The following is a 13,773-nucleotide window of genomic DNA, read 5'->3' on the forward strand; positions in this document are numbered from 1 at the left end:
TTCACAGAGAAAACGATGATGCAGCTCCTGTCCGCCGCCTTGCGGCAACCGTCCCGAGTCCTGGCCATGTGCACGCTGCTTGCGGCATCCGCGCAGGCCTCGGACCATCTCGATACACCAAGCGTGATCGCCGATCCGCGCGCCGATATCGGCGACCTGTACGCCTGGATGGCGCCGGACGGCCGCCGCCTGAATCTGGCGATGACGATCGTCGGCCGCCGTTTTTCGGACCGCATCGAATACATCTTCCATATCGACAGCGGCGCGCAGGTAGGCCGCACGCGCCGCAGCATGGACATACGCTGCCGCTTCCCGTCGCCCGGCATCACGCAGTGCAGGGCAGGCGATGCGGACGAAGCGAAAGGCGACGCGAGCCGCGAAGCAGGACTGGAGAGCCGCAAGCACGGCTTCCGCGTATTCGCGGGCCTGCGCGACGACCCTTTTTTCAATAATGTGCGCGGCACGCGGGCCGCATATTCCGTCGTCTTCACGGGCCTGCAGCAGGGCGCCCAGCGCGATGCCGCCAGCTGCCCCATGCTGGACGGGGACCAGGTAGCCAACCTGCAGACGGAATGGCGGCACACCGACGGCCAGCCGGGCAGCAATTTCCTCAAGGGCTGGACGACGGCGGCACTGGTGGTGTCCATCGACCTGCCGCTGGTGGCGAAAGGAGGGCAGGTGCTGGGTGTATGGGCAGCCACCGTGCAGGGCAGGCGCCAGATCGACCGCGCTGGCAGGCCGCTCACGGGCAATGCTCTGCTGGGCACCATCGCCAGCGATGAAGTGAGCGACGCGCTGAAAGAGCAATACAATGCCGCCACACCGTCGAAGTCGGCCAGGTTCGTGCCCGAGATCGCACAAGGCTTGGCCCTGTACGACGGCTTCGACGGCGCCTGCGGCAACCAATGGCTTGCGGACCCCAAGGCCGCGCCGCAGGCGCGCTACCATCGCCTCGCGAAGCTGCTTGCGGACGACAGGCTGTGGGTGAACGCCTCGTCGCGGCAGTGCACCCAGCTCTTCGCGGTGGAGCTGGCGCAGCTGAGCGGGCAGGCGCAATGGCGCGGCGACTGCGGCGGCCGCGCCCCGTCCTACAGTGCCGTGAACGTCTACCGCTCGCTGCTCGCCAACGGCAGCACCAGCGGCATCGACGACGGCGTGGCGCGCGACGAAAAGGAGCACTCGGACACGGTGTTCCCCTTCCTCGCCGCGCCCGATACGGCGGCCGACCCGCGTGGCGCGATCTCCGGAACCGAGGCGTACTGAGATGGGCCGCACTTTCGCTAGCTGGCTGCTGGCCGCCGCCGCATTCGCCACTTGCACGGCAGGCCGCGCCCACGAATTCTGGATGCAGCCGCAGCGCTTTCAGATGGACCCTGGCGTGGCGGTGCCGCTGTCGCTGCTGGTGGGTCACGGCGCCGAGCGCCAGCGCTCGCTGCTGCCTGCGCGCCGCATCCTGCGCTTCTCCGCCGTGCCGGATGGCGGTGAGGCTATCGACCTGCGGCCGGCGCTCGGCTCGCGCGTCCTGGCTTTGCCGCAACCGGGCAGCTACGTGCTGGCGCTGGAAACGGACACGCGGGCGCAAAGCCACCTTTCCGCCGCGCGCTTCAACGCCCACCTGCGCGCCGAAGGACTGGCGCCAGCGCTGGCGGAGCGCGAACGGCGCAAGGCCATGACGGCCGAAGGCGCGGAGCGCTACGGCCGCTGCGCCAAGGTCCTGGTGCAGGCGGGGCAGGGCGGCGGAGCGGCGGCCTTCACGCAGCCCGTGGGGCTGGCGCTGGAGATCGTCCCGGAAGTGAATCCATACGTCAGCCCGCAGGCAGTGCTGCCGGTGCGGGTGCTATACCGCGGCAAGCCTCTGGCCGGGGCTACGATCCGGCTCACGAATCTTGACGATGATGCAAAAGCCGCCGAAGTGCGCCTGAGCGACGCCAGCGGCCGCGCCGCCTTCACCCCGCCCGGCCGGGGCCGCTGGATGCTGCATGTGGCCTGGACCCGGGTCCTTCCGCCGGGCGCCGAAACCGATTTTGAAACCCTTTTCTCCAGCCTCAGCTTCGGCTTCGAATAGAAATTTCCTAAAGGGGACAGACCCCTTTAGGAAAATTTCTTAAAGGGGTCTGTCCCCTTTAGGAAACCCTGCGGTCGGGGAGGCGCGCCGGGCTGTTGCATTTGTGCGATCTTGCTGGCCTCGGATGAGGCCGCCTGCTATATTGCCCGGATGCATTGATAAAGGGATTCAGATGGAAAGCCGTCTTCACCGCCTCGAGGCCGTCCAGAGCATGCTGCTCGAAATCGGACAGCAGTCTTCGAGCTGCACCGATATTCGCCAGTTTCTCCAGGCCGTCCACGCCGCGCTGGGCAGGATCATGTATGCGGCGAACTTCTACGTGGCCCTGAGCGATGCGGAAGGCGCGGCCAACACGGTGCGCTTCGTCTACTTCGTGGACGAGGAAGACGATCCGCCCGACCCCCTGGAGCTGGTGGGCCTGGCCTCGGCCGACCAGTCGCCCACCGCCTGGGTCATCCTGAACAAGCAGCAGCTGGTGATGACGGCGGCCGAGCATATCGCCCGCAACCAGAGCAACGGCGACGCGTTCGGCGTGGGCACCGTGGCCGAACACTGGATGGGCTGCCCCCTGCTGGACCAGAATCACCAGGTGCTGGGCGCCATCGTCATCCAGAGCTACGACAAGCAGCACACTTTCAACGAAGAAGACCAGGCTCTGTTCGCGCTCATCGCCAACCATGTGTCGAGCGCCCTGCAAGGGCTGCAAAGCATGGACCGCCTGGAGCGCGCGGTGCGCGAACGCACCCTGCGCCTGGAGCACGAGGTGGCCGAGCGCCGCCGCGCCGAAGGCCTGCAGCGCGCCCTGTACGAAATCGCCAGCCTGTCCGCCTCCGCTTCCGATACGAGCGCGCTGCCGGAGCGCCTGCACCAGATTATCAGCGGCCTGATCGTCGCGCCCAACTTCCTGATCGCCCTCTACCACCCGGACACGCAGGAAATCAGCATCCCCTATTTCGTGGACGAGAAGGACCACGAGGCGCCCGTGAAGCGCTTCCAGTACGGCATCGGCATGAGCTCCTATGTGCTCAAGCACAAGCAGCCGCAGCTGCTGGACACGGCCAGCTACCGCGCCCTCGTGGCGTCGGGCCAGATCGCCGAGCCCCTGGGCAACGAGAACATCGCCAGCTGGATGGGCGCGCCCATGCTGCTGGGCGACCAGGCCTACGGCGTCATCATCGTGCAGAGCTATGACGACAGCGTCTGGTACACCCAGGCCGACCTCGACATTCTCGCCTTCATGGCCAGCCACGTCGCCGTGGCGCTGGCCCGCCTGTACGCCGACCGCGCCATCCGCAAGGCGAAGGCCTCGCTGGAAGAACAGAACGCGGCCCTGAACACGGCGCTGACCCAACTGCAGGAAGCCCAGTCCGAGCTGGTGCGGCAGGAGAAGCTGGCCTCCCTGGGACGGCTGGTGGCGGGTGTGGCGCACGAGATCAACACCCCGCTGGGCATCTGCGTCACGGCCACCTCGCACCTGGTGCAGGAACTGAAGCTCACGCGCGAAGACCTGGCCGAGGGGCGGCTGGACGAGGATGGCCTGAACGGTTTCTTCGACGTCATCGACCAGTCATTGCGCATCATGACCACCAACACCCAGCGCGCGGCGGCGCTGGTGCGCAGCTTCAAGCAGGTGGCGGTGGACCAGTCCTCGGACAATATCCGCAGCTTCAACCTGTCCAAGTACATCGACGAGATCCTGCTCTCCCTGCAGCCGAAGCTGAAGGGCAAGCCGGTCAAGGTGGAAGTGGACTGCCCGGTGGACATCAACCTCGAAAGCTTCCCGGGGGCGGTGTCGCAGATCGTGACGAACATGGTGATGAATTCGCTGGTGCACGGCTTCGAGGAAGGCAAGCCGGGCAAGATCAGCATCACGGGACGGCTGGACGGCGACCACGTCGTCTTCAACTACAGCGACGACGGCGTGGGCATGGACAAGGAAACGCTGGGCCAGCTTTTCGACCCCTTCTTCACCACCAAGCGCGGCAGCGGCGGCAGCGGCCTGGGCGCGCACATCCTCTTCAACCTGGTGACGGGCGCCCTGGGCGGCACGGTGAAGGTCGAAAGCTCGCCGGGCAACGGCCTGCACTACCAGCTGCGCTTCCCGCGCGACCAGCGCAAATAATTGCTTAAAGGTGACTCGGCGTCCCCGTCTGTCCCCAAATAGGAAATATTTCCTATTTGGGGACAGACGGGGACGCCGAGTCACCTTTAAGAAAGGTTTAGTCGGGGTAACGCTCGGTGATGGCGAGGGCCTTGTCGATGTTCTGGACCAGCAGCTCGACGTATTTCGGGTCCAGGTGGTGGCCCGCCACTTCGCGCAGGTGCTCCGTGACCTTTTCCACCGGCCAGGCGTCCTTGTAGCAGCGCTTGTGCATCAGGGCGTCGAACACGTCCGCCACGGCCACGATCCGCGCGTACAGGTGGATGTCTTCGCCGCGCAGGCCTTGCGGGTAGCCCGTGCCGTCGTATTTTTCGTGGTGCTGGTGGGCGATCACGGCCGCGGCCTTCAGGATCGGGCGCTGCGAGCCGTCCAGGATGGACAGGCCCACCGCCGGGTGCTGCTTCATGATCTCCCATTCGGCCGGGTCGAGCTTGCCCGGCTTGAGCAGCACGGAGTCCGGCGTGGCGATCTTGCCGATGTCGTGCATCGGCGCGGCGTGCTTGAGCACCGCCGTTTCGTCTTCCGGCAGCCCCGCCGCCTGCGCCAGCAGGTGGCAGATTTCGGACATGCGCCGCACGTGGTTGCCCGCTTCGTTGGAACGCGATTCCACCACGTCGCCCAGACGCATGATGAGCTCGGCCTGGGTGTCGGTGATTTCCTGGTTCAGCAGGATATTGTCGAAGGCGATCGCCACGCCGCTGCAGAAGATTTCCAGCAGCTTGGCGTCGATGTCCGAGATCTCTTCCACGCCCTTGAGCACGAGCACGGAGGCCTTGCCGCTGCTGTTCGGGAAGTAGCCGACATAGGTGTCGCCTTCCAGCTTGGAGATGCGGTTGCGCTGGGACGGGTCGAGCTTGCCCAGCACGTCCGGCGTCAGCAGGGGTTCTTCGCCAATCTGGGCCAGCACTTCATAGTCCTGCTCGCCGGTCACGGCCGTGGCGCCGCGCAGGCGCACCAGGATGCTGTTTTCCAGGCGCAGCAGGGCCACCACCTGCTGCAGCAGGCCGTGGGCGAAGTCTTTCAAGTTGCGCTGCTGGAAGATATGGGCCGAGGCCGCAATCACCCGTTCCAGCCCTTCGCGCAGGTTCATCTGCTGGCGGTGGGCTTCCTCGACCTTCATGATGTCGCGGTAGGCCCGCAGTGCAGCAAATGTTGTCGTAAACAATTTGGTGCGGTCGAGCTCGGTCTTTTCCTTGTAGTCGTTGATGTCGTAGTCGACAATCACGCGCTCTTCCGGCGCCTGGCCCGGCTGGCCGGTGCGCAGCACGATGCGGGTGAACTGGTTGTCCAGGTCCTGGCGCATCCAGCGCGCCACCTCCAGGCCGCTGTCCTCCTTCTCCATCACCACGTCCAGGAAGACCAGGGCGATATCGCTTTCCTTCGCCAGCACCTGCTTGGCCTCCTCGCCGCTGTAGGCGTGCAGGAAGCTCAGGGAACGGCCGTCCAGGCGGAAGCGGCTCAGCGTCAGCTTGGTGACGTCATGGATATCGGGTTCGTCATCGACCAGCAGGATTTTCCATGGCGGTAGCTTGGGCGACGCTGAAGACAAAAAGGACATAGGGGTGGATTCCGCAAAAAGACACCGGTTCGCGCGTGGATAACGCGCACTGATCGATTGTATTCTTAGCTTACCCCATTAACAACAGGCAATAAAGAGTGCGCAACTCTTTACAACACTCCTGAAGCTTCGTAACGTTTTTGGCAACGCTCGCACCAGAAGCTCCGGCGCCGGGTCTGGCCCAGGTGACCTTTGGAAAAGGGGATGTTGCAGCGTGGGCAAATCCGCTTGGTGTGGGCCAGCCAGTGCTGCTTCAGCACATAGGCCTTTTTCCATTCCAGGAACTCGAAGCTGTACTGCCGGGCCTGCTTGACCAGTTCGCGCAGCTTGGCGGCGGGCAGGCTGCCCACGGTCGAGAGCGGGTGCACGCGGATGCGGAACAGCACCTCGTTCTTGATGATATTGCCGACGCCGGAAAAGATGGTCTGGTCGAGCAGGGCGTCGCAGGCCAGCATGTCCGGTTTGGCGCGCAGCTGTTTCAGGGCCAGGGCCGGTTTCCATTCGTCCGACATCACGTCCACGCGCCAGTCGTAGTGCTCGCTCAGATCGCCCTCGATTTCCTTCACGGCGCAGGTGTAGAAGTTGAGCTCGCCACCTTCCTCGAAGCCCAGGGCCAGGCGGGGCGGGCTGTTCTCCTTGCGCTCGTTGATGCGGTAGCTGCCGAACATCAGGAAGTGGATGCGCAGGGTTACCAGCGGCAGCTCGATCAGGAAATGCTTGCCCCAGGTGCGCAGCGCAATGATGGGCTGGCCGACCAGGTGCTCGAAGCGCACGGCCTTGCTGTTGCCGTGGGCGCTGGCGATGGTGCGTCCTTCGAATTCCCTGGCCAGTTCGCGCAGGATGACAAGCGATGGTCCTTCCGGCATGGCGCGGCTCCGCTGATGATGAGGCCTCCAGTGTGCAATGCGCCGTCCCGCCCCGCTGTGCGGGCACACACAGAACGGTCTTGCCAAGGTCACAAGCTTGTCATGATTGATCCCTAGAATGGCCCGCAGTTTCCTCCCCCACCTAAGCGAACGGACCATGAGCAAAATCGACCACGACGACATCGGCTACAACGACACGCCCAACGAACACTTCAGCACCGTACTGGACCAGCGCATCAGCCGCCGCAACCTGCTGCGCGGCGGCGCCGCCTCGGCGGCCAGCGTGCTGCTCGGTTCCCTGGGCCTGAGCGCCTGCGGCGGCAGCGACGACCCCGTGGCGCCGCCCGTCACCTCGCCCCAGCCGCCTGCGCCGCCGGCCGAAAAACTGCTGGGCTTTACGGCCGTATCCAAGAGCCTGGCGGACAGCGTGTCCGTTCCCGCCGGCTACACGGCCACGGTGCTCTACGCCCTGGGCGATCCGCTTACCGCCTCCACCACCGCCTTCAAGAACGACGGCACGGATGCCGACTTCGAGAACCGCGCAGGCGACCACCACGACGGCATGGAGTTCTTCGGCCTGGGCGCGGACGGCAAGGCCTCGGCCAGCGCCACCGAGCGCGGCCTGCTGGCGGTCAACCACGAGGCCACCACCAACCAGCAGCTTTCCTCCTTCTTCATCCACGCCAACGGCGGCACCAACACCCTGCCGCGCCCGGCCGCCGAAATCGACCGCGAAACGGCCCTGCACGGCATCTCCGTGGTGGAAGTGCGCAAGGCTTCGGGCAAGTGGGGGTACGTGAGGGATTCCGCCTTCAACCGCCGCGTCACCTGCCTGACCGAGTGCGAAATCTCTGGCCCGGCGCGCGGCAACGCCCTGCTGGTCACCAGGTATTCGAAGCACGGCACGAAGACGCGCGGCACCCTGAACAACTGCGGCACTGGCCGCACCCCCTGGGGCAGCTTCGTGACGGGCGAGGAGAACTGGTCCGGCTACTTCGTGCGCGGCGCAGCCGACGACGCGGCGCGCGGGAACGACAAGAGCGTGGCCTCGCTCAAGCGCTACGGCCGCAACCAGGGGGCGGCATCGCGCCACGGCTGGGAAAGCGGCGGCAGCGAGGACAAGTACGCGCGCTGGAACAACAGCAAGCTGGGCGCCTCCACGGACGGCAGCGACGACTACCGCAACGAGATGAACGGCATGGGCTACATCGTGGAAGCCGATCCCTACACCAGGACCCGCGCACTGAAGAAGCGTACCGCCCTGGGCCGCTTCGCCCACGAGAGCGCCGCCTTCGGCAAGCCGGTCGCGGGCCAGCCCCTGGCCGTCTACATGGGCGACTACTCGCGCAACGAGTACATCTACAAGTTCGTGTCCACCGCCGTCTGGAGCGCGGCCGACGCGGCCCCGGCCGACCTGCTGGCCACGGGCGACAAGTATCTCGATTCAGGCAAGCTCTACGTGGCCAAGTTTGCCGCCGACGGCAGCGGCAGCTGGATCGAGCTGAGCATGTCGAACGCCGCCATCGCCGGCTACGCGGGCTACAAGTTCGCCGACCAGGCGGACATTCTCGTCAACGCCCGCCTGGCGGCCGATGCCGTGGGCGCCACCAAAATGGACCGTCCCGAGTGGTGCACGGTGAACCCGGCGAACGGCGAGGTTTACTTCTCGCTGACCAATAACAGCAACCGCAGCGTGAACCCGAGCGGCTCCTCCGCCCTCGCGCCGGACGCGGCGAACCCCCGCGCCTATACCGACATGAAGGGTTCGAGCGCCCAGAGCGGTAACCCGAACGGCCATATCCTGCGCCTGAAGGAAGGCAGCGGCGGCAGCGCGGGCGGCACGTTCACCTGGGACGTCTACCTGTTCGCCGCCGAGTCCGGCGCCCCGGCGGGCACCGTGAACCTGTCCAGCCTGACCGCCGACCAGGACTTCTCCAGCCCGGACGGCCTGGCCTTCAGCCCCGCCACCGGCATCCTCTGGATCCAGACGGACGACGGCGCCTACACCGACGTCACCAACTGCATGATGCTGGCAGGCCTGCCGGGACAGGTGGGCGATGGCAAGAAAACCACCCTGGGCTACACGACGGCGGCGGGCGCCGCCCTGAATGTGGACACCTATGTGGGCAAGGCGCCCACGGCGGACACCCTGAAGCGCTTCCTGGTCGGCCCCGTGGACTGCGAGCTGACCGGCATTACGGAAACGCCGGACGGCAAGGCCCTGTTCGTGAACATCCAGCACCCGGGCGAGGGCACCAGCCAGGCCAATATTGCCGACCCCAGCAAGTACAGCAGCCAGTGGCCCAGCAACGCAGGCTACGGCGCTGGCAAGCGGCCCCGTTCGGCCACCATCGTGATCACCAGGAACGACGGCGGACGCATCGGCAGCTAAGCGCCGCGCGCGACGGAAAACGGGCCGGAAGTATCCGGCCCGTTTTATTGGTAAGCAAAGTTTTCCGCCGCTCCTTTCCCCGGCAATCGGCGTAATATGGTAGGCCTGAACATGGAAAGGAAATGATCATGCTACGTCCAAAACGCAATCTTCTGGCTGCCGTGCTCCTGGTGGCCGCCGCCGGTGCTGCGTCCGCCGGCGTGACAGTCACGTATGAACACCCCGATAACTACCGCGATATGCCCTTCTCGCCCGTGGACCGGGAGGAGGTTCTGCGCCAGCTGACCGAGCATTTCAACAAGCTGGCCCAGGAACTGCCTGCCGGGCAGGACCTGCGCATCACCGTCGAGGATCTGGACCTGGCGGGCCGCATCGAGCCCGCGCGCTGGAACTTCAACAACGATATCCGCCTGATGCGCGGCGGCGCCGACTGGCCGACGATGAAGCTGCGCTACACCCTGGAGCAGAACGGCCAGGTGCTGCGCAGCGGCGAAACGACCATCAGCAACATGATGTACCTGGACCGCCTGAACCGCTATTCTTCCGGCGACCCGCTGCGCTATGAGAAGCAGATGGTGGACGACTGGTACAAGAACACCATCAGCTCCCCCAAGCTGAGCAGCAAATAAGCCCTGCCGCCGCGCCTAGTGGGCCTCGTTCACCCGGGGAAACTTGGCGCGGAATTCTTCCGGCATCGGCACCACCTGGCTGCGCTGGTAGTTGTAGAAGACGAAGCCGTATTTCGCCATCGCCACCAGGGTGCGGTCCTTGGGCCGGGTGACGCGGAAGATGATGTCGCCGCCGTACTTGTTGAAGTCCATGACCCCCACCTCGAACACCAGCACGTCGCGCGCGTGCGCCTCGGCGCGGTACATGGTGGCCAGGTCGGTCACGATGATGCCCGTGCCCTCGGCATCCACCTCCTGGATCCCGCTCTCGTAGAGGAAGCGCGCCCGCGCCTCCGAGAGCATGGACACCATCGAGTCGTTGCCCAGATGGTTGGCGGCATTGATGTCGGTGACGCGCACCGTGAGCTGGGTGGAGAAGCAGAACAGCTCGTCGGGAAATTCAAGTTTCAGTCTGGCCATGGCGGGACGGCGTTACGAAAACTCCCATTGTAGCGCCTACTGGCGCACGATCTTGTAAACCCGGCCGCTGTCCGACAGCATGTAGAGCTCGCCCTGCGCATCCTGGCCGAAGGAGAGGATGGAGCCCACATTGCCCACGCCCCAGTCCTTCGATTCCGCCACCGCCCCGCCGCTGAAGTGGAAGCTCTTGAGATAGCCCTTGCAGTAGTCCGAATACAGGTAGCGGCCCGCCAGCTCCGGCATGGCGCTGCCCCGGTAGACATAGCCGCCCGTGATCGAACAGCCGTTCGCATTGCCCGCCCCGTGCAGGTATTCGAAGCGGGGCAGGGTGAAGCCCGCCTGGCTGCAGCTGGCGGCGTTGTAGCAGGCCGTGCCTTCCATGATGTCCCAGCCGTAGTTCAGGCCCGCCTGCGCGGCAGCCACGATATTGACCTCCTCGCGCTCGTCCTGGCCCACGTCCGCGATATACAGCTGGCCCGTGGCGCTGTCGAAGGCGAAGCGCCAGGGATTGCGCAGGCCGCTGGCCCAGATCTCGCCGCGCCGGCCCGGCTGGCCCACATAGGGATTGTCCGCCGGGATATGGTCGCTGCCGTTCACGTTCAGGCGCAGCAGTTTGCCCAGCAGGGAATCCAGGTTCTGGGCATTGCCTGCAGGATCGCCCGCCCCGCCGCCGTCCCCCGTGCCCGCGTACAGGTAGCCGTCCGGCCCGAAGGCCAGCAGGCCGCCGTAGTGGTTGTTGTACGTGGGGTGGGGAATGGTGAGGATGCGGCGCAGGGATGCCGGATCGGCGCGGTTCGCGTCCGCCGAGACCTTGGCCTCGTCGATGGCGATGTTGCCGAACTTGTCCGTGTAGTAGATGAAGAAGCTGCCGTTCTGCGCATACTGCGGATGGAAGGCCATCGACAGGAGGCCGCCTTCGCCTGAAGTGCTGATCACATCGCTGATATCGAGGAAAGGCGCGCCCAGCAGGCTTCCTCCCGACAGCACTCGGATGCGGCCCGGCCGCTCCACGATGAACTGGCGGCTGTCGCCCGCGGGCGAGGCCAGCATGGTCGGCTGGCTGAGGCCGCTGGCCACTTCGCTGAGCTTCACGGCGAAGCTGGGCGGCGGCGGCGGGGGAGGAGGCGGCGGCGGTGGCGGTGGAGGAGGCGGCGGTGTGACCGGCGGCGGAGCGGGCGGCATATCCGGCGAAGAGCCGCCTCCGCCGCCACAGCCGACGAGCAGCGCACACGCTGCACCCAGAACCACCGTCCCGAATCGCTCCATAGGCCGCCTCCGCGCGCGCTCCCGCGAAGGGGGAGCCATCTGTGTTGAGGCTACCGTCGGCGCGGCGGCCCATCTGTGCGCTAGCGCACCTCAGCGGCGCATATATTGGTCGAGGTAGGAGCGGAATTGCTCATCCGCAAAAGCGGCCGAGGCCACGCGGTCGAAGCGGGCGATGGCCTCCTTGTCCGCCTTGAGCGAGTAGGCCATGAAGAAGTGCCGCTCCGCAATGGGCAGGCGCAGCAGGCGGATCTCCACGCCCGCCTGGCGCGCATAGTAGCGGGGCGAAAATTCGTTCTCGAAGAAGGCGGCATCGATGCGGCGCGCCTGGAGCTTGCGCAGGTTCGCCGTTTGCCAGTCGGTGGCGGCAACGAACTGCCAGCGGATCGGCACTGGCTTCAGGTCGTCCACGATCTGGGAGCCCGCCAGCCAGCCGATCTCCATGCCGGCCAGCTCGTTCAGCGAGTTGACCGCCATCCGGGGCGAATCGCGCCGTACCGCAAGATGGGGCTGGGTGTGCAGATAGCTCCAGCTGAAGGTGCCGATGCCCGGTCCGCGCTCGTGGCTGCCGCTCAGCAGGAGCACGATGTCCAGGCTGCCGTTGCGCAGGCTCTCCAGGGAGCGCTGGAGGGAGGCGGGCGGCATCCATTGCAGGGCTACACCCTGGCTGGCGACATGCTGCTCCATGAATTCGCGCAGGGCGCCCTCCAGCGGCAGGCCGGGACGGCCGCTGACGATGGGCGCCACCACGAAGCCGCCGACGCGCAGCGGCGCCGCCTGGGCCGCCAGGGCGGCGGCCGCCAGCAGGCAAGTCGCAAGAATGCGTTTCATGCAGGAATTGTAGCGCAGCCCGAAAGCGGACTGCCCACACGGTCCGCTACAGCTGCTCGCTGAGGAAGAGCAGCGCGTGGCCATGGGCCTCCGCGGCGGAGCGCTGGTGGTAGGTGCTGCGGTGGGAGCAGTTGAAGCCGTGCTCCGCCTCGGGGTAGATGTGGATCTCCACTTCCTCCCGCTCGCCGAAGGCCGTGCCGATCTTCTTGACGGCCTCGGGCGGGATATAGCTGTCCCGCCCGCCGAAATGCATCTGCAGGGGCACGGCCAGCCGGTCCGCCCGCTCCAGGCGCTCCTGGATGCCGCCGCCGTAATAGGCGATGGCCGCGTCCACCTTGCCGCCCAGGGCCGTCATGTACGACAGCATGCCGCCGAAGCAGTAGCCGATGGAGGCCACGCGCGGCCCCACGCCCGGCTGGGCGCGCAGCGCATCGATGGTGGCGGCGATGTCGTCCAGCGCCTTCTGCTGGTCGGTGGCCTGCTTCAGGGCGGCGGCGCGCTTCCAGTCCTGCTCGTTGTAGCTGAGCTCGACACGCGGCTCCCGGCGCCAGAAGATGTCCGGCGCCAGCACGATATAGCCGTCCGCCGCGTACTGCTCGCAGACGGAGCGGATATGGGCATTGACGCCGAAGATCTCCTGGATCAGCACAATGCCCGGCCCCCTGCCGCCGCGCGGCAGGGCGAGATAGGCGCCGAAGCTGCCGTCGGCCACCTGGACGTCGATCCACCGGGTGCTGGCGTCCATGGCCGCCTCAGCCGTGCAGCTTCGCCGCCACTTCGGCGATATTGCGGCCCTGGTAGCGCGCTCCGGCCAGCTCGTTCTCCGTGGGCTGGCGTGAACCGTCGCCCCCCGCGATGGTGGTGGCGCCGTAGGGTGCGCCGCCGGTGACCTCGTCCAGCTTCATCTGGCCCGCGAAGCCGTAGTTCAGGCCGACAACGGTCATGCCGAAGTGCAGCAGGTTGGTGATGATGGAAAAGAGGGTGGTTTCCTGCCCGCCGTGCTGGGTGGCGCTGGAGGTGAAGGCGCCGCCCACCTTGCCGTGCAGGGCGCCCTTGGCCCACAGGCCGCCCGCCTGGTCCAGGAAGTTGGCCATTTGCGAGCTCATGCGGCCGAAGCGGGTGCCCGTGCCCACGATGATGGCATCGTAGTTCACCAGCTCGTCGATCTTCGCGACGGGGGCGGGCTGGTCCAGCTTGTAGTGCGATTTCTGGGCCACTTCCTGGGGCACCAGTTCCGGCACGCGCTTGATGTCGACCGTGGCGCCCGCTTCGCGCGCGCCCTCGGCCACGGCATTGGCCATCTTCTCGATATGGCCGTAGGAGGAGTAATACAGTACGAGCACTTTCGCCATTGCAGTCTCCGGTCGGGAAAGGGATATGCGGCTGCGCCGCGCCGTCCACTATACCCAGCCGGTCCGCACCGCGGCGCTCATTACGGGGGGCGCGGCAACAGCCAGTGTCGCCAGCGTGCCGGTTCGTGCTAACCTCTGTTTTTAACGATTTGTTATGGAACGGGTGGCACGATTAGCACGACGCAGGAACTGAAGGG

General features: G+C 66.1%; 12 protein-coding genes. 5 read left to right on the top strand and 7 right to left on the bottom strand.

What is annotated here, in order from left to right:
- Positions 1–15: 15 nt before the first annotated feature.
- The 3 genes from LSQ66_RS24495 (at position 16) to LSQ66_RS24505 (ending at position 4,187) form a co-directional block, all read left to right on the top strand.
- Entirely contained in the window at positions 16–1,263 is a 1,248-nt protein-coding gene (locus tag LSQ66_RS24495) for a DUF4331 family protein (protein ID WP_231767760.1), read from the top strand.
- 1 nt (position 1,264) lies between these two features.
- Positions 1,265–2,065, top strand: coding sequence for a DUF4198 domain-containing protein (locus LSQ66_RS24500; RefSeq protein ID WP_231767761.1), 801 nt, complete (start codon positions 1,265–1,267; stop codon positions 2,063–2,065).
- Between the two features lie 172 nt (positions 2,066–2,237).
- A complete protein-coding gene (locus LSQ66_RS24505) occupies positions 2,238–4,187 on the top strand; it encodes a GAF domain-containing sensor histidine kinase (protein ID WP_231767762.1) in 1,950 nt (649 codons plus the stop codon).
- 97 nt (positions 4,188–4,284) lie between these two features.
- On the opposite strand, the gene LSQ66_RS24510 is transcribed toward LSQ66_RS24505, so the two are convergent.
- Complete coding sequence (locus LSQ66_RS24510) at positions 4,285–5,784, bottom strand: HD domain-containing phosphohydrolase (RefSeq protein WP_231767763.1); 1,500 nt, start codon at positions 5,782–5,784, stop codon at positions 4,285–4,287.
- Positions 5,785–5,894: 110 nt separating this feature from the next.
- Positions 5,895–6,650, bottom strand: a complete 756-nt coding sequence (locus LSQ66_RS24515) for a DNA-formamidopyrimidine glycosylase family protein (RefSeq protein ID WP_231767764.1) — start codon at positions 6,648–6,650, stop codon at positions 5,895–5,897.
- A 157-nt stretch (positions 6,651–6,807) separates the two neighbouring features.
- On the opposite strand from LSQ66_RS24515, the gene LSQ66_RS24520 reads away from it, so the two are divergent.
- A complete protein-coding gene (locus tag LSQ66_RS24520; RefSeq protein WP_231767765.1) occupies positions 6,808–9,042 on the top strand; it encodes a PhoX family protein in 2,235 nt (744 codons plus the stop codon).
- 128 nt (positions 9,043–9,170) lie between these two features.
- Positions 9,171–9,671 carry a DUF3016 domain-containing protein gene (locus LSQ66_RS24525; RefSeq protein ID WP_231767766.1) on the top strand — a complete coding sequence of 167 codons (501 nt, stop codon included), beginning with the start codon at positions 9,171–9,173 and terminating at the stop codon, positions 9,669–9,671.
- Positions 9,672–9,686: 15 nt separating this feature from the next.
- On the opposite strand, the gene LSQ66_RS24530 is transcribed toward LSQ66_RS24525, so the two are convergent.
- The 5 genes from LSQ66_RS24530 to wrbA form a co-directional block, all read right to left on the bottom strand.
- A complete protein-coding gene (locus LSQ66_RS24530) occupies positions 9,687–10,130 on the bottom strand; it encodes a thioesterase family protein (protein WP_231767767.1) in 444 nt (147 codons plus the stop codon).
- A 36-nt stretch (positions 10,131–10,166) separates the two neighbouring features.
- Positions 10,167–11,396, bottom strand: a complete 1,230-nt coding sequence (locus tag LSQ66_RS24535) for a PQQ-dependent sugar dehydrogenase (protein ID WP_231767768.1) — start codon at positions 11,394–11,396, stop codon at positions 10,167–10,169.
- Positions 11,397–11,486: 90 nt separating this feature from the next.
- Positions 11,487–12,224, bottom strand: coding sequence for a substrate-binding periplasmic protein (locus tag LSQ66_RS24540; protein ID WP_231767769.1), 738 nt, complete (start codon positions 12,222–12,224; stop codon positions 11,487–11,489).
- A gap of 46 nt (positions 12,225–12,270) precedes the next feature.
- The gene (locus tag LSQ66_RS24545; protein WP_231767770.1) at positions 12,271–12,969 is read right to left on the bottom strand and encodes a dienelactone hydrolase family protein; all 699 of its coding nucleotides are present in this window, start codon (positions 12,967–12,969) and stop codon (positions 12,271–12,273) included.
- Positions 12,970–12,976: 7 nt separating this feature from the next.
- On the bottom strand, positions 12,977–13,576 hold the full coding sequence (wrbA, locus tag LSQ66_RS24550; RefSeq protein WP_231767771.1) for an NAD(P)H:quinone oxidoreductase: 600 nt from the start codon (positions 13,574–13,576) through the stop codon (positions 12,977–12,979).
- Positions 13,577–13,773 lie beyond the last annotated feature (197 nt).

Origin of the sequence: Massilia endophytica (assembly GCF_021165955.1) — a bacterium.
Taxonomy (GTDB): Bacteria; Pseudomonadota; Gammaproteobacteria; order Burkholderiales; family Burkholderiaceae_D; genus Rugamonas; species Rugamonas endophytica.